Origin of the sequence: Cryobacterium sp. MDB1-18-1 (assembly GCF_004402735.1) — a bacterium.
Taxonomy (GTDB): domain Bacteria; phylum Actinomycetota; class Actinomycetes; order Actinomycetales; family Microbacteriaceae; genus Cryobacterium; species Cryobacterium glucosi.
In genome coordinates, this window is record NZ_SOFR01000044.1 from 1 (window position 1) to 21,345 (window position 21,345).

Genomic DNA, 21,345 nt, shown 5'->3' on the forward strand with positions numbered 1-21,345 from the left:
CGCATCGAGCACAGCTCGGATGCTGTGCCGGGACATGCCCTGGGCGGACTCGATCGCCCGTCGCGACAAGCCTTGATTACGCAGCTGCAGGATCTGCTTCGCTTTGATCTTCCGTACCATTACCGGTACTCCTTCCACCATGTGTCCGTCACATGGTGGGAGGAGCTTTTCAGGTGGGGCTCAACTACGCCGGTGGTGGGGCTGAACGATACGAATCACGCATCTGAACAGTGGGGCTCACTCGCACCAGAGGTGGTGCCCATCGAAGCCAATATTCAGGCAAGATCGACTGGCGGTCCATCTCTACCTGCGCTTCGTAACGTGTCGGATTGAATGCCTCATCGGCGATTGTCATCGATCCGCCTCGACGCCTCTGATTCCAGGAGAAGTCGACCCACCCCTTGCGCTGCCCGACAATGGCTACAACAGTGATCACGGTGATGACACCTGCAACGATTATCCAGTTCACCCTTCAAATCTAGTTTGATTACATTCCGAGGTGGCGAGTCTCTTGGGGCCCCTTCCCGGAGCTGTTGCGGTCAGGCCAAGTCCTTGAAGCTGTCCTCGCCGGGGCGCCAGACCATCCACGCTTCGTCGTGGAATCCCCTGAGCTCGGCGATCTCAACGTAGACGTCTTCTTTCTCAGGGTGGATCACGATCGCGCCCGTGTCGAGGTCAATGCGGATACCTGCCCCGGTGGATTCGCGACGTCACCGTGCCAGGGGTCAATCGGCGTAGAGAATCTGCGTAGCCACGGTCCTGCTGCGGCAGATGCGAACGGCTTCTAGAAGAAGTCGAAAACGAAGCGGCCAAGCGCCCGCAGAGATCGGCCAAGACTGCGCACCCACCCGATACCGCGACGTCTCGATTCTGCCCAAGTGGCGCCGGCCACCATCACTGCGGCAACCAATGCGACGAGCAGCGCGACCTCGACAATCGGGCCGGGCAGACGGACTACACCATCAAGGGCGATGACGATTCCGGCTGCGAAAAGAACTACAAGCCCGAGGACGGTCGTCCACAACGGCCAACGGGACCTTGGTCGGTGTTCCTCGGGCGGCAGCACAGGCCAGACGCTAGCACGCGAACTCCCATTCCATGCAAGCATGACACTCATGCGTGACGCCGACTGCCCGGCATCTAGAGCGGCCTACGTCACGCGTTTGAAGGAGGGCTGCCAATTCCGAGCTCCCACGGGCCCGCACCCGACCAGATCAATACGAATGCGCACGACTGCCCCAGCGTCGAGCCCTGCTTCGCCTTGCCCACCAAATCAACCGTCATCAGCTTCGGGGAGATATCGGAGGCACTGCTCATTTCCCGTCCAACCGGAGAGATCTTGGAACACTGTTCGAAGACGACACCCGCACTCTCGGCAGTGTATGCCGACGCTGCGGACGTGAAGAGATCCTGGAGCGCCTGCTGGTCCCCGGCGTCAATGGCCGCGATCACCTGCTGACGAAGCTCTCTTGCGGATCCGTCAGGGGGCAAGGACATCGTGGGCTCATCGAATACGGTGCACCCGGAAAGCACCAATCCTGCGAACGTTACAACGAAGCACAGGAGTAAACGCTGGGGGTGACCGCGATCCCTACTGGACGATATCGGCATTAGATTTCGCGGACTGACCGGGCGTCGTCGATTCCGTGGTCAAGCGTCGTGCCGGCTGCCAACTCGTTGACTTTGTTATTCGAACTCATCTCGACACGCGGCCACGCAACACGCCCAGAATTCAGTACGGCCGAGTTAGAGAGGGATCGTTGCATCGCGCTCTTCATCTTCCCCATGGGTTTGATCATTGCAGCCCCCGCGGGCATTGCCCAGAAGTGCGCAGACTCACTGCGGTGCAAGGCTGTCGACCCGGCCCAAACCATTTCCTTTTGGGTACACACGTAGGTACACGCATAGACCTGGACAGAAACGGCGGATACCAACGGTCCAAGTCACCGGAAACGCCGATAAGGCCCGGTTCGGCGTGAAAAAGTGTGCCCCTGGAGGGATTCGAACCCCCAACCGTTTCCTTAGGACGGAACTGCTCTTCCGTTGAGCTACAGAGGCTGGCTGTCAAAGTTTAGCTGGTGCGAGCCCGATCAGGATTACGCGGGCGGGTATAGGAACAGCGCGACGTCGGTCGGCGAGACCGTGCGCTTGTGATACGCGTGGCTGCCCATCCAGTTGTACTCCTCGAGCACGACGGATCCGTCACCGCCGATCGACTGCACATAAGCGACGTGGTTGTAGTTGAACCAGGCGACCGCGCCGACGACGGGGGTCTTGCTCGTGGTCCAGCCGTGGTTGGACCACGCACTCGCCCAGGCGCTCGCGTTGCCGCCGCCGGGGGTCAGGCTGTTCCAGGTCCAGCGCCAGGAAGAGCCGGTCGAACCGGCGTCTCGGTTCAGGCGCCAGGCCACGAAGTCGACACACTCGCGGTAGTAGTAACTGAGCGGGGATAGGCCGCCACCCTGCGACTCGGTGGGCATGTTGTACCAGGGGTAGTCATCACCCTCCGCACGCACGCCGTAGACGGCGAAGGCCGCCGCAGCGGCACGGGCGGTCGCCACCTGCTGGGCAGCGAGGGCCTTCTTGGCCGCGAGCGCCTGCGCCGCGAGCTGCTCTTTCGTGGTGGCAGCGAAGCCGTCACGCGAAACAGTGACCGCGGTCGCCGCTGCTGCGACGGTGAGGCCCTGCACGGTCTTGTTCCCCGACGAGTGCGTTGCGCTCGTCATGTCACCGGCTGCGCGCGGAGTGAAGGCGTACGCGGGCAATGCCGCGGTGAGGAAAATGGCCGGGATGGCGAACACGGCGATCGCGATCTTGACCGGATGCCGCCGCTTGCGTGGGAAACGACCGACCGGCTTCGCGGGCGAGGCCGAAAAACGGCTACGCGGCCTCACTGCGGGAACGACGACGGATTCGGGCTTCGGTGCCAGGAATTGCTCCGTGGCCGGGCTCAAAGCCGGGAGCGCCTCGCGCTGGGCCCGGAGTTCGCGACGAGTGAGAAAGACCTCGGGGCTCGCTTCGGAATCGGACACGCCAGACTCGGGCAACAGGATTCCTCTGGATCGTGGCGTATCAATCGGGTTCATCCCACCCTAGGGGAAACCGTCGAAGAAGTCACCCCCGGCGTTACACATCCGTTACATTGCCTGATCAGGCGGCAGGCGCAAGATACTCGTCCCATTGCGGCAATGGTCGCTCGACTCCGCGCACGACCCAGCTGGACCCGATCGGGATCTTCGGGTGGAAGAGCAGATCCCAGCCCATCTCGGCGGGAGTGCGATCGCTCTTGATGTTGTTGCAGCGCAGGCAGCAGGCCACGAGGTTGTCCCAGCTGTCCCGGCCACCGCGGGAACGGGGCTGCACGTGGTCGATCGTATTCGCAGTCCGGCCGCAGTACGCGCAGCGATGGTCATCCCTGCGGAGTACGCCGCGCCGGCTCACCGGCAGCGAACGGGAGCGCGGGAGATGCACGTACCGCGTGAGGATGATCACGCTCGGTCGATCCCACGAGCCGGTCGTCGCCCAGACCGGGTGGGCCTGGTCGGCGGCCACAATGGTGGCCTTCTGATTCATGACCAGCACGATGGCCCGTTTGAACGAGACCACGGCGAGGGGCTCGTAGCCCGCGTTCAGAACAAGTGTGCGCATTCGTTCCCTTTCGAAAAGGGCTGGACGGCTTCCAGCCATTCGATCTACTCCCTCGCACCGAGAGTCAGGGGCAAACGGGCAAACAAAAAGGGCGCTGTCACAATGACAACGCCCTACGGTCTGAAACGCGAGAACACGCGCAACTCAGACAATTTTGACTGCCGTGCCGCAACGCAAAGCGGCAGCGCACATCCATGGTGTGGATCGTGCATCGCTCGCGCATTGGCTCTCCCAAAAGACTCGCAGTACTACAGAGCATCAGGTTAACGCACAAGCGACACGCCGCGCAGCACCCCACAACACTTCGTGGGCAAGCTGTTACGCATTGTTCACATCGTTGCCGCCCGGCGAGGCCACGTCGCGGCCTCGCCAAGCCCCGTCCGAGCGACTCAGATCCCGAGGCGGACGATGTAGTACGAGCTCGTCCAGATGGGCTGCACCCTCACGGAAGCCCCCTCATAGGGCGCGTGCAGAATGTTGCCATTGCCGGCGTAGATGCCGTCGTGACCGTCCATGATGACAAGGTCACCCGGCTGCGCATCGGCGAGGGAGATGCGGGTGCCCGCGGCGCCCTGTCCTGCTGCCGAGTGCGGCAGGCTGATCCCGAACTGGGCGTAGACGTACATGACGAAGCCCGAGCAGTCGAAACCGGCCGGGGTCGACCCACCGTAGACATAGGGAACACCCTGGTACTGCAGGCCGACGTTATAGACGGATGCGAGGCTGAACGTCGGGTAGGACGGGTTCGCCAGGAAGTCGGAGACCGACGGCCCCGAATACGCGGCCGCATACGTCGTCATGGAGGCGGCCGCGGCGACGCGGCGCGCTTCGGCTGCTGCTGCGGCAGCCGCAGATGCTGCTGCCGCCTTTGCCGCGGCGATCTCTTCCGGCGTCGTGGCGCTGAAGCTGTCGCGGGCGACGCTGACGGTCGAGGCCTGGTCGGCGACGGTGAGCGACTGGGCGCCGGACCGGGTGAGGGCCGTGGATGCCGTCGTGCCGTGCGCGATATCCGTGCCGGGAGAACTCGGCGCGAACGCGTATGCGGGGATCGCCATGGTGGCGACGAGTCCGCCGGCCAGGGTCATCATCACGATGTTGGCGATGGCGCCGCGCCGGCGTGACGGGCGGGTGAAGATCCCGCGCGCGGGGGCCTCTTCACGCTGCGCCGGCGTCGGGGCCGGCCGTGCGGGTGTCGGGGCAGAACCTCGACGGGACAGTCTTCTACCTAATTCTTCGGCCAAAGTGTGTACCTCCGGCGCCTCGACAACACTAGGTAGTTGCCCCGTCCAATGCGTTGGTCGCATGTGTTACCGAACCAGGAGACGGGAAGAGAGACGTCCTGCTTCGAGCCCGGCGGCCGGTTCTGGCCTGTGGGACTCGTCCGACAGTACGTGAGGTTTCTCCGTTTGTCACCCCTTGGTGACGATTTAATAACGAACGCGTAACGAAAGGGTCATCTTTCGACCGCCGAAAACCCGGCATCCGTTCGGGTTTTGCCCCGCGAAACGGGCGGTTAGAGAGCGGCGACCGGGGTAGCCACGAAGATGTGGCTCGCGACTTCATTGGGCAGTTCGAGACCCTCAGCGAACCCCGCGACCTCGACGAGAACGTAGGAGCCGAGTGCCGAGAAAACCGCCGAATTGCCCGGCATCACGCCGGCGTTCTTGAGCTGGGCGAGGAGTTCCGGGTCGAACTGCACCGGTTCGCCGAGGCGGCGGATGACGGCGGTCACCGGGGTCGTCGACCCCGCGACGACCTCGACGAGGTTCGTGACTCCCGCCATGAATGCGACGGCGGGCGAGTCGCCCAGTTCGTCGAGCCCAGGGATCGGGTTGCCATACGGTGACTCGGTGGGATGCCCGAGCATCTCCAGGATCTTGCGCTCGACCTGTTCGCTCATGACGTGTTCCCAGCGGCAGGCTTCGTCGTGGACGAACTCCCATTCGAGGCCGATCACGTCGCTCAGCAGGCGCTCGGCGAGGCGGTGCTTGCGCATGACATGCACGGCCTTACGGCGCCCGTTGATCGTGAGTTCGAGGTGGCGGTCGCCGGACACGACGACGAGCCCATCCCTCTCCATGCGCGCGACGGTCTGCGAGACGGTCGGGCCGGAATGGCCCAGTCGTTCGGAGATCCGGGCCCGGAGGGGGACGATGCCCTCCTCCTCCAGATCGAGGATGGTGCGGAGATACATTTCGGTCGTGTCGATCAGATCAGTCATCGCCGGCCTCCCAGTGCCTCCGTGTGCGTCACAACCTTATCGCCGTGTTAGGGGTCGTTAGAATCGCCTCATGTCGAATCTGATAATTCCCTCCGAACTCTTGCCCGTTGACGGACGATTTGGCTGCGGCCCGTCCAAAGTCCGTCAGGAACAGCTTGAGTACCTCCTTAAATCTGGCACGTCCATTATCGGTACCTCCCATCGTCAGGCACCGGTGAAGAACCTGGTCGGCCGGGTCCGAACCGGCCTGGCGGAGCTGCTCCGCGCTCCGGAAGGCTACGAAGTCGTCCTCGGCAACGGCGGGTCCACCGCCTTCTGGGATGCAGCCGCGTTCTCCCTTATTTCCAAGAAGGCCCAGAACCTCGTCTTCGGCGAGTTCGGCGGCAAGTTCGCTGCCGCGGCGAGCGCACCGTTCCTCGAAGCACCCGACGTGATCAAGGCCCCGGCGGGCTCGCGCAGCGAGGCCGTTCCGACCGAGGGCGTCGACGTGTACGCCTGGCCGCAGAACGAGACCTCGACCGGTGTGATGGCGTCCGTCACCCGCGTGCACGGCGACGCCGGAGCACTGACCGTCATCGACGCCACGAGCGCCGCCGCCGGCATCGACTACGCCGCCGATCAGGCGGATGCGTATTACTTCGCCCCGCAGAAGAACCTCGCCTCCGACGGCGGCCTCTGGATGGCGCTCTTCTCCCCCGCGGCCATCGAGCGCGTCGAGCAGATCGCCGCGAGCGGCCGGTATATCCCGGAGTTCCTCAGCCTGAAGAACGCGATCGACAACTCGCGCCTCAACCAGACCCTGAACACCCCGGCCGTGGCCACCCTGCTCCTGATCGAGAACCAGCTCGACTGGATCAACGGCAATGGCGGCCTCGCCTGGGCCTCCGCACGCACCCGCGAGTCCTCCTCGGTGCTCTACGACTGGGCAGCGACCGTTGACTACGCGACGCCGTACGTCGTCAACCCCGACCACCGTTCGCAGGTTGTCGCGACGATCGACTTCGACGACGCGATCGATGCCTCCGCCGTAGCCAAGGCGCTGCGCGCGAACGGCATCTCCGACACCGAGCCCTACCGCAAGCTCGGCCGCAACCAGCTGCGCGTCGCGACGTTCACGGCGATCGAGCCGAACGACGTACGCCAGCTCGTCAAGTCCATCGAATTCGTCGTCGCCAACCTGGGCAAATAGCGGTCCTCGTGCGCCTCTGGCTGAGAGACAGCGAGCGCCGGCCCGATCCTGAGCCGGCGAAAGCGGATGCGCGCACGCCGATCCTGATCGGAGCACTCGCCTGGCTCGTGGCCGCGGGTCTCGCCCTGGTTTTCCAGGGTGAGCTCGCGGCCCGCGGGCTCGGCTGGTGGCTGTGGTGCGCGGTGGCCGGGGTCGGCCTCGGCGTCGCCGGGCTGGCCTGGCTGCGCGTGAGGCGCCGGTAGTTCGTCAGACGCTATTCGTCTTCGTCGATGTCGTCCGGGTCGATGTCATCGTCTTCTTCTTCTTCATCATCGTCGTCGTCTGCGTCGTCGTCGTCGTCGTCTGCGTCGTCGTCGTCTGCGTCGTCGTCGTCTGCGTCGTCGTCGTCTGCGTCGTCGTCATCGGTGTCGTCGTCATCGTCATCGGTGTCGTCGTCATCGTCGTCGGTGTCGTCGTCGAGAGCGTCGGCGGCCGCGGTCGCAGCGACCAGGTCCTGGGCCGTGCGGTAGTCGGCGAGGCGATCGGACCACGGGATCCACTCGGGTGCGACGAGGGCCTCGTCCCCCGGCGTGAGCTCGGTCTCGAGCACCTGCGGCAGGGATTCCCCGTCGATGCGCGAGAGCGTGACGGTCCAGCGCCAGCCCGGATACCCGGTCATGGTGCAGTCGAAGAGCAGCGACACGACCCGGTCACCCTCGACGACGTGTCCGAGGGGGTCGCCGATGGTGTCTTCCGGCGTGAAGGTAAGGAGGGCGGCCCTGGCCACCTCGACAGCCGCGACGAGTGTCTCGTCGGTGGGAACGGCATCCGCTGCCGGCGACTCGGCGTCGTCGGCCGCGGCGTCATCGGCGACGGCGTCGACAGCCGGTACGTCGAGTGTGGTGTCTTGGATCTGCTCAGGCATCGAGTTCCTCTGCGACCTTGCGAAGCATGGCGGCGATCTTGTGGCTGTGGGCGCTATCGGGGTAACGGCCGCGACGCAGGCTCGCACCGATGCCGTCGAGCACCTTGACGAGGTCCTCGATGATGATGGCCATGTCGTCAGCGGGCTTGCGGCTGAGCTTGACGAGGCTCGGCGGCGCTTCGATGATGCGCACGGACAGCGCCTGGGCGCCGCGCTTGCCATCGGCGATGCCGAATTCGAGCTTCGTTCCTGGCTTGACCGTCACTCCGGTGGGCAGCGCAGAAGCGTGGAGAAAGACCTCCTGGCCGTCATCGGAACTGATGAAGCCAAAACCCTTCTCCTCGTCGTAGAACTTGACCTTGCCGGTGGGCATCTGGACCTCGCTGAATTCCGGGCGCGCGACATGCGCGCCAACCGCACCCAGCTTATTCGGTTGCACTCGTCCCCGCCCCGTATCCTTGACACTGTGACCAATCAAACTCCACACGCCGCCGGCCGGCCGGAACGCATCCTCGCCTATATGGTCGCCGCCACCGTCGGCCTGTCGATCCTCGCGTTCTTCGCCGTCATCATCGGCACCTGGCTCGGCGCCGGCGCCAACAACGGCTTCGGCGAGGGTGTCTGGCCCGCGATCCTCGCGCTCCCGCTTGTCGGACTGCCGATTGGATTCATCCTGATCATCGTTCTCCTGGTGACGACCACCGTCCGCCGCGCTCGCGAGGCACGACAGAACGGGGAGTAACGCCGTGCTGACGCTCGCTTCACGCCTTCGTGCCCTCGACGACGCGGCGTTGCGCCGCACGATCGAGATCCGCGCGATCTCAGCCCACGGCATCCGTGATTTCTTCGACCTCGCCGAAGCCCTGCTGAACCCGGCCGCGGTCCAGGCAGCCCTCTCCCGGCTCGACCGGTCGACTCTGGCCGTGCTTGCGATCACCGCCACCGAGGCGCCCGCCGAACCGACCGAGCAGACGGGTGTACCCGGCGCGTCCCTCGGCCTCGATGCGCTCACCTCCCGCCTCACCGAGCTCGGCGGCCTGCCCGTCACCCGAGCGGATGTCGCCGCGCGCGCAGCCGTGCTCGACGAACTGATGCTCGCACTCCTGTCCGACGACGGCCTCAGGGTGTATCCGGCGGTCGCCGAGCACCTGGCCACCTGGCCCGACCTCGGCCTGCCGTCCGCCCTCGAGCTCGCATCGACACCCGCGCCCTCCGCGCTCGCGACCGTGATCACGACCGACAGCCGCTTCACCGACCGCCTCGCCGCCGAACGTGCCTTCGCGGCGGTCTCCTCAATCGCCGAGCTCGTCACCGAACTCTCCCGGGAGCCCGTGCGCGAGCTCAGCCGGGGCGGACTCGGCCTGCCGGACACCAAGCGCCTCTCGTCCGTCATGGGCATCGATATCGACGCCGTCGCCACCTACGTCGCGACAGCAGCCAGGGCGCAGCTCATCGCGCACTCGACCGGGTACTGGAACGAGACGGAGGCCGGCGAGGCCTGGCTCCTCGAGGGCACTGCGCACCGCTGGGCGGCCCTGGCCGGCTCCTGGCAGGCGGCACTGCCCGCCGACGTGCGCAGCATCCTCGCGCACCGCCCCGGCGTCTCCTGGGGCGAGGGACTGCGCAGCTTCGTGACCTGGCTCTACCCAGCAGGCGGCGAGTGGATGGACACCCGCGTCACCGAGTTCGCCCGCGACGCCGAGCTGATCGGCATCACCGCTCACCAGACCACGAGCCCGGCCGGTGCCGCTGTCCTCGCCGAAGACCTCGACGGCGCCATCGCCACGATCGGGGCGTCCCTGCCTGCAGAAGTCGGCGCCGTCTACCTGCAGAACGACCTCTCGATCGTCTCCCCAGGCCCCCTGGCTCCCTCCATCGACGCCCGGCTCCGCGGCCTCGCCGACGTCGAGAGCCGCGAACTGGCCCTCAGCTACCGAATCTCGGCGACCTCGGTCAACCGGGCGCTCGCCGCGGGTGAAACCGCCGAGTCACTCCTCGACTTCCTGCGCACGATCTCGCTCACCGGCATCCCCCAGCCCATCGAGTACCTGATCCGGGAGTCCGCAGGCCGGTATGGACGGATCCGGGTCGGCGAGGTGGCCGCACCGACCGCGCTCAGCCGGAGCTACGTCCGCTCGGACGACGATGAACTCCTCGGCACCCTCGCCGTCGACCAGACCCTCGGCCCGCTCGGACTCGTCCGCGCGGACGCCCACCGCCTCACGAGCCGGTTCACCTCGGACGTCGTGTTCTGGGCGCTCAACGACGCCAAGTACCCGGTCGCAGCGGAGAGCTCCGACGGAGAGGTCCTGCACCTCCGCAGGCACCAGCTCGCCAGGGTCCTCCCCCCTGAGGCCCCTGACCTCGCACTCATCCTGGTCGAAAAACTCCGTGCCACGGATGGCGGCGAAGACGTCGCCGCCGACGCCTGGCTCGCCCGCCAACTCGATTCGGCGATCAAGTCCAAGCAGACCGTCATCGTCAGCATTGCGATGCCGGGCGGGGTCGTCGTCGACTACCTGCTCGAACCGGCCAGTGTCGGCGGAGGCCGATTCCGCGCCAGGGACCGCCGTGCCGACATCGAACGCACTCTGCCGCTCTCGAGCATCATCAGCATCACACCTGCCCCATAAGCGGGGGTGGGCCGATGGGAGGCTCCCAGCCATGCGGGCGTAGGATTAACGGCTATGTCTGATGGCCCACTGATTGTCCAGAGCGACCGCACGGTTCTGCTCGAAGTCGCCCACCCCCTCGCCGAAGATGCGCGCCACGACCTCGCCGTGTTCGCCGAGCTGGAACGGGCCCCTGAGCACATCCACACCTACCGGATCACCCGGCTCGGCCTCTGGAACGCCCGCGCGGCGGGACATGCCGCCTCGGACATGCTCGGGACCCTCGAGAAGTATTCCAAGTTCGCGATCCCGCAGACCGTGCGGATCGACATCGAGGAGACCGTCGGGCGCTACGGCCGCCTGATCATCGAGCGCGACGACGAGGGCCAGCTCGTGCTGCAGAGCAACGACCGGGCTGTGCTGATGGAGATCTCCGGCGCCAAGCGGATCGCCCCCCTGCTGATCGGCCACCCGACCCCGGATTCCTTCCTCGTCGAACCCTGGGCCCGCGGCCAGCTCAAGCAGGAGCTCGTCAAGCTCGGCTGGCCGGCCGAGGACCTCGCCGGCTACACGCCGGGGACCCCGCACGACATCGCGCTGCTCGAGAACGGCTGGGCGCTGCGCGACTACCAGAACAAGGCCGTCGCGAGCTTCTTCGACGGCGGTTCCGGCGTCGTCGTCCTGCCCTGCGGAGCGGGCAAGACCCTCGTCGGCGCCGGCGCAATGGCCACGGCGAAGACCAACACGCTCATCCTCGTGACCAACACCGTCTCGGCCAGGCAGTGGCGCGACGAGCTCCTCAAACGCACGACCCTCACCCAGGACGAGATCGGCGAGTACTCGGGGCAGGTCAAAGAAGTCAAGCCCGTCACGATCGCGACGTACCAGATCCTCACCGCGAAGCGGAAGGGCGAGTACGCCCACCTCGAACTCCTCGACGCGATGGACTGGGGCCTCGTCATCTACGACGAGGTGCACCTCCTTCCCGCGCCGGTGTTCAAACTCACGGCCGAACTGCAGGCCCGCCGCCGCCTCGGCCTCACCGCGACGCTCGTCCGCGAGGACGGCCGCGAGGGCGACGTGTTCAGCCTGATCGGCCCCAAGCGTTTCGACGCACCATGGAAGGAGATCGAGGCCCAGGGCTTCATCTCCCCCGCCTCCTGCTACGAGGTACGGATCGACCTGCCGCAGTCCGAGCGGCTCACCTATGCCGCCGCTGCGGACGACGAGCGATACCGCCTCGCCGCGACCGCCCCGGCCAAGCTCGACGTGGTCAAGCGTCTCGTCGCCAAGCACCCCGGCGAACGCATCCTCGTGATCGGCCAGTACCTCGACCAGATCGACGAACTCGCCGACGCCCTCAACGCGCCGAAACTCACCGGGGCGACCCCCGTCGACGAACGCGAACGGCTCTACCAGGCTTTCCGGGTCGGCGAGGAGAACCTGCTCGTCGTCTCCAAGGTCGCGAACTTCTCCGTCGACCTGCCCGAGGCGACCGTGGCCATCCAGGTCTCCGGGTCGTTCGGCTCGCGCCAGGAGGAGGCGCAGCGGCTCGGCCGGCTGCTCCGTCCCAAGGAGTCCGGCCTCGCCGCCAACTTCTACACGCTCGTCGCCCGCGACACCGTCGACCAGGACTTCGCACAGAACCGCCAGCGCTTCCTCGCGGAGCAGGGGTACAGCTACACCATTCTCGACGCGAACAACCTCGACACCGACGCCCTGGTCGACGAGGCCGCAGCAGGCATCCGCTGACCTGCCCTGACCGATCCGACGGAATCGGTCAGGGCGACGGGCGCGTGTAGCGCAGGAAGAGCATGTCTCCGGCAGTGAGCACGTGGCCGAGACGCATCGGGCGTGACGCGGCCGCGGCACTGTGCGCGATACGGCCAGAGGTGCCTGCCTCGAGAACCGGGCTCAGGCTCAGGCAGAGTTCGTCAACGGCATCGGCCGTGAGCAACGCCCCGAACAGGCTCGGGCCGCCCTCACAGAGCACCTGGCGCAGGCCCCGCGCGGCAAGCTCGCGGAGCGCGAGCGGGAGATCGATCGTCGCCGCCCCGCAAACGAGCACGTCGGCCACAGCCTCGAGGTCGGCGCGCTTGTCGGCCGGTGACCCCGCGTGCGTGATGACGATCGGGCGCGTCGCGGCGTCCGTGAACAGCGGATGCCCGGCCTCGAGATCCAGGCGCCCGCTCACGACCGCGATCCGCGGCTGCGGCGGGAGCCCGTGCGCGACGCGCCAGGCCTCGACTGCGGCATCCAGGCGGATGCCACCGTAGCCCTCGGCGCGGACCGTTCCGGCGCCGACCAGGATCACGTCGGTGAGGGTCCGGAGCGTGTCGAAGACGAGCTTGTCGTCGGCATTGTTCAGGCCACCGCTCAGGCCGTCGTGGGTCGCGGCGCCGTCGAGGCTCGCGATGAAGTTCACCCGCAGCCGCGCGGCGGTCCTGTCCTCGATGCGGTAGGCGTCGAGGAGACTCGCCTGGCTGAAGTCGGTCATCGTTCAGGCCAGGTTGTGGCGCTCGTACGCCGGTTCGCGGAAGCCCAGGATCGCCTCGGTCATCCGAACGGCGTCCACGGCGGCGCGCACGTTGTGCATCCGCACGATCCGGGCGCCCTGCATGATGCTGAACACGGCGGCGGCGAGGGAGCCCTCGACACGTTCGTCACGGGCGCGGCCGAGGGTCTCGCCGATGAAGTCCTTGTTGGAGACCGCGACGAGGGTCGGGTAGCCGAGCGCGGCGATCTCGGGGAGGCGCCGGGTGAGCTCGAGCGAATGCCGGGTGTTCTTGTTGAGGTCATGGCCGGGATCGATGATGATCCGCTCTGCGGGGATCCCCCGGGACAGGGCCAGCTCGGTGCGCTCACGCAGGAACGCGGCGACCTCGCCCACGACGTCGCCGTAGCGCGGGGCCGGGTGCGGCATCCGCGGGCGAGCGAGGCTGTGCGTCACGACGAGGGTCGCGTCGCTGTCCGCGACGATGTCCGCCATCAGCGGGTCGTGGATGCCGGTGGTGTCGTTGATGACGTCGGCGCCTGCCGCGAGCGCCGCCCGTGCGACGGCCGGCTGGAACGTGTCGACGGAGATGACCGCGCCGGCGCCGCGCAAGGCGAGGACGACCGGGACGACACGGTCGATCTCCTGTTCGACGGGGACGGGCGGGCCGGGCGCGAACTTGACCCCGCCGATGTCGACCCAGTCCGCGCCATCGGATATCGCCTGGTGCGCGGCAGCGACGGCCTTGTCCAGGGCGAAGGTGGCGCCCTGGTCGAAGAACGAGTCTGGAGTGCGATTGATGATCGCCATCACCGCGATCTCGCGGTCGAAATCGAATTCGCGGCCGCCGATCATGCGCCGGGGATGGATCAGGACGGGAAACGCGGCGGTGCCGCCCGCCATCAGGAACCCACCCCTGGCGTGTCGGCGACCGCTCGACCGGCGTCGGCGCCGTGGCTCCGGGCGGCCGCGGGGCCGAGGAGGCTGTCGAGGCTGCGGGATTCGTCCCGCAGCGCGGACACGTCGACGCGCACGCGCGACCTGATCAGGTTCTGGACGGATTCGTTGACATCCCAGACATTGACGTTCATGCCCGCAACCACGCGGCCGTCGACGACCCAGAACGCGACGAACTCGCGGGCAGTCCGGTCTCCCCGGAACACCAGCTCCGCATCCCTCGCCAAATCGCCATATCCCGAGTATTCCATTCCGAGGTCGAATTGATCCGTGTAGAAGTAGGGAATCTCCTCGTAGCTCACCGCACGGTCGAGCATGGAGAGTGCGGCGGCCCGGCCGGCATTCTCGGCGTTCGCCCAGTGTTCGACCCGGAGGTGGTGCCCGAGAACGGGATGGAACACGCTCGCGACGTCACCGACCGCGAAAACCCCTGGCTCGTTGGTGCGGAAGGCCGCGTCGACGACGATGCCGTCTGCGACCTCGAGCCCCGCGTCGAGAGCGAGCCGCGTATTGGGTGTCGCGCCGATCCCGACCACGACGACGTCCGCGAGCACGACCTCTCCGGACGACCCGTCCTGGCCGGGGGTCCCGTCCGTGGCCGCCTGGAGCCGGACGCCCGTGACCCTTCCGTCCGTGCCGAGGATCTCGGCCACGCCGGTCTCCATTCGCAGGTCTACCCCGTTGGCCCGGTGGAGCGCGGCGAAGACTCCGCCGATCTCCGCGCCGACCGCGCGCTGCAGCGGCACGGCGCCCTGGCCGAGCACCGTCACGTCGTTGCCGTAGCTGCGGGCGGCCGCCGCAACCTCGAGTCCGATCCAGCCGGCTCCGACCACGACGATCCGGCGTCCCCCTGGCGCGAGCGCCGCCTTCAGCCGGGTCGAGTCGGCCACGGTGCGCAGGAGGTGGACGCCGTCCAGGTCTCCCCCGGGGCCGGGGAACGGCCGGGCGGCCGCCCCGGTCGCGAGAAGGAGCCGGTCATAGTGCAGCGTCCCGCCGCCGGCGTAGCTCAGCTGCCGCGCGTCGAGGGTGAGCGCCGTCACCGCGCGACCCCGCACGACCTCGATGTCCTGTGCGGCATACCAGTCGGCCGGGTGCACGTCGATCGAGTCGCGGGCGGATGTCCCGGCGAGGAAATCCTTGGACAGCGGCGGCCGGATATAGGGGTACTCGGCCTCCTCGCCAAGCAGAACGACCCGTCCGTCGAAGCCTTCGACGCGAAGCGCCTCTGCCGCGCGCGCCCCGGCGAGGCCGGCCCCGACGATCACACATGTTGCGATTTTCATGGCGTTCTCCCGTTCGAATCCGTCGCGGCGTCCACCTCCGATCAGCCCCGGCGGCTCCGCTCCCCACCCACAATCTACTCACGTCCGAACCACACCGGTCACTCACAGCAAAGGTCCAGCTAACGCGCAGATACTGGTCCAATGACTGATGGCCCCCGCATTCTTATTGTCGACGACGAGCCCAACATCCGGGATCTCCTCACCACCAGCTTGCGCTTCGCCGGCTTCGCCGTGCGGGCCGTCGGCAACGGCGCCCAGGCGATCTCCGCCGTGCTCGAAGAGGAACCCGACCTGATCATCCTCGACGTCATGCTTCCCGACATGAACGGCTTCGGCGTGACCAAACGCCTGCGTTCCGCCGGTTACACGGCGCCGATCCTGTTCCTCACCGCCAAGGACGACACCGAAGACAAGATCACCGGCCTCACGGTCGGCGGCGACGACTACGTGACCAAGCCGTTCAGCCTCGACGAGATCGTGGCCAGGATCAAGGCCATCCTCCGCCGCACGATGCACGCCGACGAAGACGCCGTCATCCGCGCGGGCGAACTGACCATGGACCAGGACACCCACGAAGTCCTCGTCGGCGAAGAACCCATCGAGCTCAGCCCGACCGAGTTCAAGCTGCTCCGTTACCTGATGCTCAACCCGAACCGGGTGCTCTCGAAGGCGCAGATCCTGGACCACGTCTGGGAATACGACTTCAACGGCGACGCCGGCATTGTCGAGTCCTACATCTCCTACCTGCGCCGCAAGGTCGACGCGCACTCCTCGGAGCCGCTGATCCAGACCAAGCGCGGCTTCGGCTACATGCTCAAGGCTGCCAAGGCATAGTCCCAGACTGCACAAATAGACTGGCAGCCTGATGCATCAGTCACTCACGGAGCGGTGGAACCGCATATCCCTCAGGTCCAAGATCACCGGCGTGACCGTTCTCATGCTCACGCTCGGTCTCCTGGTCTCCGGGATCGGCACGATGGCCATGCTCCGGCAGTACGTGATCCAGCAGGTCGACGCGCAGCTCCAGGCGGATGCCCAGACGACGTCGGTCGCATACACCGCGAACGCCCTCGGGCAGAATACCGGCACCGTCGTTCCCTCGGACTACTTCGTCGCCCTGTACGACGAGAACGGCGAACTCCGCTACCATTCCTGGACCGACGTGCCCGCACGCGAGCTGCCGCAGATCACCATGCCCCTTGACCTCCAGTCGGTCAACGCGCTCAACGGCCAGACCATGCGCCTGCAGGACGCCTCGCACGACACCGAGTTCCTCGCGGTCGCAGTGCCGCTCGTCACCAACGTCCACGGCACCTACGGCACCCTCGTCATGGCCGTCTCGCTCAAGCAGTCCGAGAACACCGTCGGCACCTACCTCACGATCTTCCTCGGCTTCGGCCTGGGCGTCGTGCTCCTGGGCGGCCTGATCACCCGGTTGCTCGTGACGAGCACGTTCGCCCCCCTGCGCGAAGTGGAGCGCACGGCCGCGGCGATTGCTGACGGCGACTTCAGCCAGCGGCTCGGCGGGGCGACCCCGAACACCGAGGTCGGCCGGCTCAACCGTTCCCTCAACACCATGCTCAGCAGGATCGATCGCCTGTTCAAGGAACGGGCGCGCACGATCGACCAGATGCGCCGCTTCGTCGGCGACGCGAGTCACGAGCTCCGCACCCCCCTCGTCTCCGTGCGCGGCTACGCCGAGCTCTACCGGATGGGTGCCCTGCAGACTCCGGAAGAGGTCGCCCAGGCGATGGAGCGCATCGAGAAGGAAGCGATCCGGATGGGCGGCCTCGTCGAGGACCTCCTCGAACTCGCCCGTCTGGACGAGACGAAGCCACTCGCCCTCACCCCCGTCGACCTGCTCCCCCTCGCCCGCGATGCGGCGCTCGACGCGATGGCCTCCGCCCCCGGTCGCACCATCACGGTCGTGACGGCGGCTCCCGACACGGACGAAGAGCCTGTCGTCCCGTTGGCCCCCGCCATCGACCTCGCGCACTCCACCGGCGAGGTCCCGACCTCCGCACTCGTGACGGTCCCCCAGCGGGCAGGCGAGGCCGTGGCCGTCCCGCACACGAACACGGTTTCCTTCGCCGGTGCGACCCTCGCGCGACTACGGACCCGTCGCCCCCGTAAAGCGGATGCTCTCGCCATCCTCCCCGAGCCAGTGCCGACCGCTGCCCCGACCGCCGCGATCCCCGCCGTCGTCATGGCCGAAGAGAACAAGATCCGACAGGTCATCACCAATCTGATGGGCAATGCCCTTCGCTTCAGCCCCGCTGACAGCCCCATCGAACTCGAGATCGCCGTCGACCGGCGGAACCAGCGCGCATCCGTCGCCGTGATCGACCATGGCGAGGGCATCCCGCCGCAGATCCGCGACAAGATATTCCAGCGCTTCTGGCGCGCCGACACCTCCCGTGCACGCGAGACCGGTGGCAGCGGACTCGGCCTGGCGATCGTCGCGTCGATCGTCGCCAGCCACAACGGCACCGTCCAGGTCGTCGAAACCCCGGGCGGCGGCGCGACCTTCCGGGTCTGGTTCCCTCTCGCAGAGTCCCCGAACGCGCCGCAGCGCCTCGCGATCACCCCGGCGCCCTGACCCCGGCGGCTCCTCCCCTGGCGCGGGTGGCGGTGAGTTGTCCCCAGCCGGGGCGTACTCGCCGGCCCGGCGCGGCATCCGCCATACGGTGGCAGCACACCCCTCGAAAGGACTGCAGATGCCCCGGTACCAGGTAGACAGTGAACTCGTGCTCAGCACCACGACGACGGCCAGGGCGACGCTCGGTCGGATTCAGGCGGAGGTTGCCGCGCTGCTCGGCCAACTGACCGGGCTGGAGGGTTCGTGGACCGGGCAGGCCGCCGCCGCGTTCCAGGCCGCCGTGACGGACTGGCGGGCGACTCAGCAGCAGGTTGCGCAGAGCGCTGAAAGCCTCGGCCAGGCGCTCAACCAGGCCGGCCAGCAGTATGCCGAGATCGAGCAGGCCAACGCGCGGCTCTTCGCCCGGTAGCGGCGTCCGCCGCATTGTGGCGCATGCCGGGACGCGGCGGATGCCGGACGTGCGGAGACCGGATCGGGATCGTGCCTGTCCGGACGCGAAAACAGGGCGCCTCCCGGAGGAGACGCCCTGTTGGCGGTGAAGCGGTGAAGCGGTCTAGCTATCGAGCAGGGTGGACTTAGAAGTCCATTCCGCCGGACGGGTCGCCGACCGGAGCAGCGTTCTTTTCCGGCTTGTCGGCGACAACGGCCTCGGTGGTGAGGAAGAGTCCGGCAATCGACGCGGCGTTGAGCAGCGCGGAGCGGGTGACCTTCACCGGGTCATTGATGCCGGCGAGGAGCATGTCAACGTACTCACCGGTCGCGGCGTTGAGGCCCCAACCGATCGGCAGGTTGCGCACCTTGTCGGCGACGACGCCGGGCTCGAGACCCGCGTTGAGGGCGATCTGCTTGAGCGGGGCGTCGATGGCAACCTTGACGATGTTCGCGCCGGTCGCCTCGTCTCCGACGAGCTCGAGCTTCTCGAACGCGGTCTTGCCGGCCTGGATGAGGGCGACGCCACCACCGGCGACGATGCCCTCTTCGACAGCAGCCTTCGCGTTGCGGACGGCGTCCTCGATACGGTGCTTGCGCTCCTTGAGCTCAACCTCCGTCGCGGCGCCGGCCTTGATGACGGCAACGCCGCCGGCGAGCTTGGCGAGACGCTCCTGGAGCTTCTCACGGTCGTAGTCGCTGTCGGTGTTCTCGATCTCGTTGCGGATCTGCTGAACGCGACCGGCGATGGCTTCGGGGTCTCCGGCGCCTTCGACGATGGTCGTCTCGTCCTTGGTGATGACGATCTTGCGCGCGTTGCCGAGCAGGTCGAGGGTGACGTTCTCAAGCTTGAGGCCGACCTCCTCGGAGATGACCTGGCCACCGGTGAGGATGGCGATGTCCTGCAGCTGGGCCTTGCGACGGTCGCCGAAGCCGGGAGCCTTGACGGCGACCGACTTGAAGATGCCGCGGATCTTGTTCACAACGAGCGTGGCCAGAGCCTCGCCGTCGACGTCCTCGGCGATGATGAGGAGCTGCTTGCCGGTCTGGATGACCTTGTCCACGATCGGGAGGAGGTCCTTGATGTTAGAGACCTTGGAGTTGACGATCAGGATGTAGGGGTCTTCGAAGACCGCTTCCTGACGGTCGGGGTCGGTCACGAAGTACGCGGACAGGAAGCCCTTGTCGAAGCGCATGCCTTCGGTGAGCTCGAGCTCGGTGCCGAGGGTGTTGGACTCCTCGACGGTGACGACGCCTTCCTTGCCGACCTTGTCGATCGCCTCGGCGATGATCGCGCCGATTTCAGCGTCGCCGGCAGAGATGGATGCGGTGGCCGCGATCTCTTCCTTGGTCTCGACCTCTTTGGCGTTGGCGATCAGCTCTGCGATGACCGCAGCGGTGGCCTTTTCAATGCCGCGCTTGAGGCTGATCGGGTCTGCGCCGGCTGCGACGTTGCGCAGGCCTTCGCGGACGAGCGCCTGGGCGAGGACGGTCGCGGTGGTCGTTCCGTCGCCGGCAACGTCGTCGGTCTTCTTGGCGACCTCTTTGACGAGTTCCGCACCGATCTTCTCGTACGGGTCGTCGAGTTCGATTTCCTTGGCGATCGAGACACCGTCGTTGGTGATCGTGGGGGCGCCCCACTTCTTCTCCAATACGACGTTACGTCCGCGCGGGCCGAGGGTGACCTTGACCGTGTCAGCGAGGATGTTCAGGCCACGCTCAAGGCCACGACGGGCCTCTTCGTTGAAAGCAATGATCTTTGCCATATGTGTTTCTCGTCCCTCCCGGACGTTACCAAAACGGTGATGGGTTGGCACTCAAAAGGAGAGAGTGCCAAGTCGATTCTGGCACTCAGGGGTCGAGAGTGCAAGTGAGCGCCGGGAAGCGTCGGGAGGCTACGGGACGAGTTCGACGGAGCCGGTGCCGTTCGGGATCAGTTCGATCCAGGTATTGCCCGGGGCGAGGCGAATGGTGACCCCGTTGTCGTCGATCAGCCGGATCGGGTCGGCCTGCCCGGCCTTCGACCACGTCGCGTGCACGGTCTTGCCGCCGGCGGACACCGAGCCCTCCCCCGTACCGATCATGACGGTCTTGGGCACCTCGCCGTAGGTGCCGTCGATGTCGACCCGGAGCACGAGGACGTTGGTGGCGCCCCTGCGGGCGCCGGTCGTGTCGAGGTCCGGGGCGCCCTCCTGCGAGCGCAGGTAGGCCTGTGAGGCGGTGTCCCAGCTCCAGCCGGGATAGCGCGATGCGGAGAACCGCGCGTTGATCTGGGTGATCGGGGTGCCATCGACCCCGGCGGTCGATGCCGCGATGCTGCCCGCGTACGCGAACTGCTGCACCGGCGGCGCGACAGAAGCGTTGCGCCCGACGAGTTCGGCGGCCTTCAGCACGACGTTGTGCGGCGCCTCCCTGTCGGCGACGCGGGAGAACAGGCCCGTCGTGTCGTAGTCGAAGACCGAGTTGATGACGGGGGTGGCCTTCATCATGTCGACGAAGACCTGCTGTCCGCCGGAGTAGGCGACGATCCCGCCGAACGGCGTGATGATGTCGGGGTCCATCGGCCGGATCGACCGCACCGGGCCGATCGCGTCGGGTATGTCGGACTGCCAGACGCCGACGTAACGGGTCAGTCCGCCCTCGACGAGTTCCTCGAAGACGATGTCAGCCCGATCCAGCGAGATCTGGGGCCTGGCAGCCTCGTGGTTGTCGATCTTCACAGCGAGGGACGGGTTCGCAGCCTTCCCGGCCGGCACGATCGTGCCACGAAGCGGCGCGATCGCCAGCGGCACCGGGGCGTCGACGGCAGCGGCGGTGGGTTCCACGGTCGCCGTCGGCGTCGCCGTGGTCGGCGGCTCGGTTCCGGAGCACGCCGTCATCACCAAGAGGAGGCATGGAAGAAGCACGGCAGCGAAAAGTCGTGCCGTGCTTCGCCCGTGGATTCTTGCAGTTCTTTTCGCTGTCACGCCCCACACCCTAACGCGGCAAACTCGCGGATGCCGCGCGGCT

The 21,345-nt window shown here is 66.9% G+C and carries 21 protein-coding genes and 1 tRNA gene; 8 read left to right on the forward strand and 14 right to left on the reverse strand.

The genetic code is table 11. From position 1 onward, the window contains the following. Window positions 1–184: 184 nt before the first annotated feature. The 7 genes from E3O50_RS09435 to E3O50_RS09465 form a co-directional block, all read right to left on the reverse strand. Window positions 185–469, reverse strand: a complete 285-nt coding sequence (locus E3O50_RS09435) for a hypothetical protein (protein WP_134558844.1) — start codon at window positions 467–469, stop codon at window positions 185–187. 686 nt (window positions 470–1,155) lie between these two features. Continuing rightward, the gene (locus E3O50_RS09440; RefSeq protein WP_134558845.1) at window positions 1,156–1,452 is read right to left on the reverse strand and encodes a hypothetical protein; all 297 of its coding nucleotides are present in this window, start codon (window positions 1,450–1,452) and stop codon (window positions 1,156–1,158) included. Window positions 1,453–1,986: 534 nt separating this feature from the next. Then, a tRNA-Arg gene (locus tag E3O50_RS09445) sits at window positions 1,987–2,058 on the reverse strand. A gap of 38 nt (window positions 2,059–2,096) precedes the next feature. Next, window positions 2,097–3,032 carry a CHAP domain-containing protein gene (locus tag E3O50_RS09450; RefSeq protein ID WP_134558846.1) on the reverse strand — a complete coding sequence of 312 codons (936 nt, stop codon included), beginning with the start codon at window positions 3,030–3,032 and terminating at the stop codon, window positions 2,097–2,099. Between the two features lie 118 nt (window positions 3,033–3,150). Further along, a complete protein-coding gene (locus E3O50_RS09455) occupies window positions 3,151–3,648 on the reverse strand; it encodes an HNH endonuclease (RefSeq protein WP_134450064.1) in 498 nt (165 codons plus the stop codon). A gap of 389 nt (window positions 3,649–4,037) precedes the next feature. After that, the gene (locus E3O50_RS09460) at window positions 4,038–4,889 is read right to left on the reverse strand and encodes a C40 family peptidase (protein ID WP_198413393.1); all 852 of its coding nucleotides are present in this window, start codon (window positions 4,887–4,889) and stop codon (window positions 4,038–4,040) included. A gap of 272 nt (window positions 4,890–5,161) precedes the next feature. After that, a complete protein-coding gene (locus E3O50_RS09465; protein WP_134450063.1) occupies window positions 5,162–5,869 on the reverse strand; it encodes a metal-dependent transcriptional regulator in 708 nt (235 codons plus the stop codon). A 70-nt stretch (window positions 5,870–5,939) separates the two neighbouring features. Here E3O50_RS09465 and serC point away from each other — a divergent pair, with 70 nt between their 5' ends. Both serC and E3O50_RS09475 read left to right on the forward strand, forming a co-directional pair. Next, window positions 5,940–7,058, forward strand: coding sequence for a phosphoserine transaminase (serC, locus tag E3O50_RS09470; protein WP_134558847.1), 1,119 nt, complete (start codon window positions 5,940–5,942; stop codon window positions 7,056–7,058). A gap of 8 nt (window positions 7,059–7,066) precedes the next feature. Further along, window positions 7,067–7,300: a DUF2530 domain-containing protein gene (locus E3O50_RS09475; RefSeq protein WP_134450061.1), complete on the forward strand. Its 234-nt coding sequence runs from the start codon at window positions 7,067–7,069 to the stop codon at window positions 7,298–7,300. A gap of 11 nt (window positions 7,301–7,311) precedes the next feature. Here the strand turns inward: E3O50_RS09475 and E3O50_RS09480 are convergent, their stop codons facing one another. Both E3O50_RS09480 and E3O50_RS09485 read right to left on the reverse strand, forming a co-directional pair. Further along, entirely contained in the window at window positions 7,312–7,962 is a 651-nt protein-coding gene (locus E3O50_RS09480; protein WP_134558848.1) for a DUF3027 domain-containing protein, read from the reverse strand. Beyond that, window positions 7,955–8,335 (reverse strand): cold shock domain-containing protein, encoded by a 381-nt coding sequence (locus E3O50_RS09485; protein WP_134450059.1) that lies wholly within the window; start codon window positions 8,333–8,335, stop codon window positions 7,955–7,957. The genes E3O50_RS09480 and E3O50_RS09485 overlap by 8 nt, the downstream gene beginning before the upstream one ends. A 93-nt stretch (window positions 8,336–8,428) precedes the next feature. Between E3O50_RS09485 and E3O50_RS09490 the strand changes: the two genes are divergently transcribed. Genes E3O50_RS09490 through E3O50_RS09500 form a run of 3 tightly spaced genes read left to right on the forward strand, consistent with a single transcriptional unit; the run spans window position 8,429 to window position 12,326 of the window. Beyond that, a complete protein-coding gene (locus E3O50_RS09490; RefSeq protein WP_134450058.1) occupies window positions 8,429–8,704 on the forward strand; it encodes a hypothetical protein in 276 nt (91 codons plus the stop codon). Between the two features lie 4 nt (window positions 8,705–8,708). After that, a complete protein-coding gene (locus E3O50_RS09495) occupies window positions 8,709–10,595 on the forward strand; it encodes a helicase-associated domain-containing protein (protein WP_134558849.1) in 1,887 nt (628 codons plus the stop codon). A gap of 54 nt (window positions 10,596–10,649) precedes the next feature. Beyond that, window positions 10,650–12,326 carry a DNA repair helicase XPB gene (locus E3O50_RS09500; RefSeq protein ID WP_134450056.1) on the forward strand — a complete coding sequence of 559 codons (1,677 nt, stop codon included), beginning with the start codon at window positions 10,650–10,652 and terminating at the stop codon, window positions 12,324–12,326. Between the two features lie 28 nt (window positions 12,327–12,354). On the opposite strand, the gene E3O50_RS09505 is transcribed toward E3O50_RS09500, so the two are convergent. Genes E3O50_RS09505 through E3O50_RS09515 form a run of 3 tightly spaced genes read right to left on the reverse strand, consistent with a single transcriptional unit; the run spans window position 12,355 to window position 15,308 of the window. Next, window positions 12,355–13,071 (reverse strand): pyrimidine reductase family protein, encoded by a 717-nt coding sequence (locus tag E3O50_RS09505; protein WP_134558850.1) that lies wholly within the window; start codon window positions 13,069–13,071, stop codon window positions 12,355–12,357. Between the two features lie 3 nt (window positions 13,072–13,074). Beyond that, window positions 13,075–13,971 carry a dihydropteroate synthase gene (gene folP, locus E3O50_RS09510; RefSeq protein ID WP_198413392.1) on the reverse strand — a complete coding sequence of 299 codons (897 nt, stop codon included), beginning with the start codon at window positions 13,969–13,971 and terminating at the stop codon, window positions 13,075–13,077. Further along, window positions 13,971–15,308 (reverse strand): FAD-dependent oxidoreductase, encoded by a 1,338-nt coding sequence (locus E3O50_RS09515; protein ID WP_134450054.1) that lies wholly within the window; start codon window positions 15,306–15,308, stop codon window positions 13,971–13,973. Before E3O50_RS09515 ends, folP begins: the two co-directional genes overlap by 1 nt. A 141-nt stretch (window positions 15,309–15,449) precedes the next feature. Between E3O50_RS09515 and E3O50_RS09520 the strand changes: the two genes are divergently transcribed. From E3O50_RS09520 to E3O50_RS09530, 3 genes are all read left to right on the forward strand, one after another. After that, window positions 15,450–16,142: a response regulator transcription factor gene (locus E3O50_RS09520; RefSeq protein WP_134450053.1), complete on the forward strand. Its 693-nt coding sequence runs from the start codon at window positions 15,450–15,452 to the stop codon at window positions 16,140–16,142. A 31-nt stretch (window positions 16,143–16,173) separates the two neighbouring features. Beyond that, window positions 16,174–17,907 carry a HAMP domain-containing sensor histidine kinase gene (locus E3O50_RS09525; RefSeq protein ID WP_134558851.1) on the forward strand — a complete coding sequence of 578 codons (1,734 nt, stop codon included), beginning with the start codon at window positions 16,174–16,176 and terminating at the stop codon, window positions 17,905–17,907. A 118-nt stretch (window positions 17,908–18,025) separates the two neighbouring features. Further along, the gene (locus tag E3O50_RS09530; protein ID WP_134450051.1) at window positions 18,026–18,316 is read left to right on the forward strand and encodes a WXG100 family type VII secretion target; all 291 of its coding nucleotides are present in this window, start codon (window positions 18,026–18,028) and stop codon (window positions 18,314–18,316) included. A gap of 166 nt (window positions 18,317–18,482) precedes the next feature. Here the strand turns inward: E3O50_RS09530 and groL are convergent, their stop codons facing one another. Both groL and E3O50_RS09540 read right to left on the reverse strand, forming a co-directional pair. Then, on the reverse strand, window positions 18,483–20,102 hold the full coding sequence (gene groL / locus E3O50_RS09535; RefSeq protein ID WP_134450050.1) for a chaperonin GroEL: 1,620 nt from the start codon (window positions 20,100–20,102) through the stop codon (window positions 18,483–18,485). Window positions 20,103–20,231: 129 nt separating this feature from the next. Further along, window positions 20,232–21,215, reverse strand: a complete 984-nt coding sequence (locus E3O50_RS09540) for a DUF3048 domain-containing protein (RefSeq protein WP_134558852.1) — start codon at window positions 21,213–21,215, stop codon at window positions 20,232–20,234. Between the last annotated feature and the right edge of the window lie 130 nt (window positions 21,216–21,345).

Coding starts and splice junctions, on each gene's coding strand:
- E3O50_RS09540 (WP_134558852.1), bottom strand. CDS start 21,215: ATGACGGCGTGCTCCGGAACCGAGCCGCCGACCACGGCGACGCCGACG.
- E3O50_RS09480 (WP_134558848.1), bottom strand. CDS start 7,962: ATGCCTGAGCAGATCCAAGACACCACACTCGACGTACCGGCTGTCGAC.
- folP (WP_198413392.1), bottom strand. CDS start 13,971: ATGGCGGGCGGCACCGCCGCGTTTCCCGTCCTGATCCATCCCCGGCGC.
- E3O50_RS09455 (WP_134450064.1), bottom strand. CDS start 3,648: ATGCGCACACTTGTTCTGAACGCGGGCTACGAGCCCCTCGCCGTGGTC.
- serC (WP_134558847.1), top strand. CDS start 5,940: ATGTCGAATCTGATAATTCCCTCCGAACTCTTGCCCGTTGACGGACGA.
- E3O50_RS09525 (WP_134558851.1), top strand. CDS start 16,174: ATGCATCAGTCACTCACGGAGCGGTGGAACCGCATATCCCTCAGGTCC.
- E3O50_RS09520 (WP_134450053.1), top strand. CDS start 15,450: ATGACTGATGGCCCCCGCATTCTTATTGTCGACGACGAGCCCAACATC.
- E3O50_RS09485 (WP_134450059.1), bottom strand. CDS start 8,335: ATGCCCACCGGCAAGGTCAAGTTCTACGACGAGGAGAAGGGTTTTGGC.
- E3O50_RS09505 (WP_134558850.1), bottom strand. CDS start 13,071: ATGACCGACTTCAGCCAGGCGAGTCTCCTCGACGCCTACCGCATCGAG.
- groL (WP_134450050.1), bottom strand. CDS start 20,102: ATGGCAAAGATCATTGCTTTCAACGAAGAGGCCCGTCGTGGCCTTGAG.
- E3O50_RS09530 (WP_134450051.1), top strand. CDS start 18,026: ATGCCCCGGTACCAGGTAGACAGTGAACTCGTGCTCAGCACCACGACG.
- E3O50_RS09465 (WP_134450063.1), bottom strand. CDS start 5,869: ATGACTGATCTGATCGACACGACCGAAATGTATCTCCGCACCATCCTC.
- E3O50_RS09515 (WP_134450054.1), bottom strand. CDS start 15,308: ATGAAAATCGCAACATGTGTGATCGTCGGGGCCGGCCTCGCCGGGGCG.
- E3O50_RS09500 (WP_134450056.1), top strand. CDS start 10,650: ATGTCTGATGGCCCACTGATTGTCCAGAGCGACCGCACGGTTCTGCTC.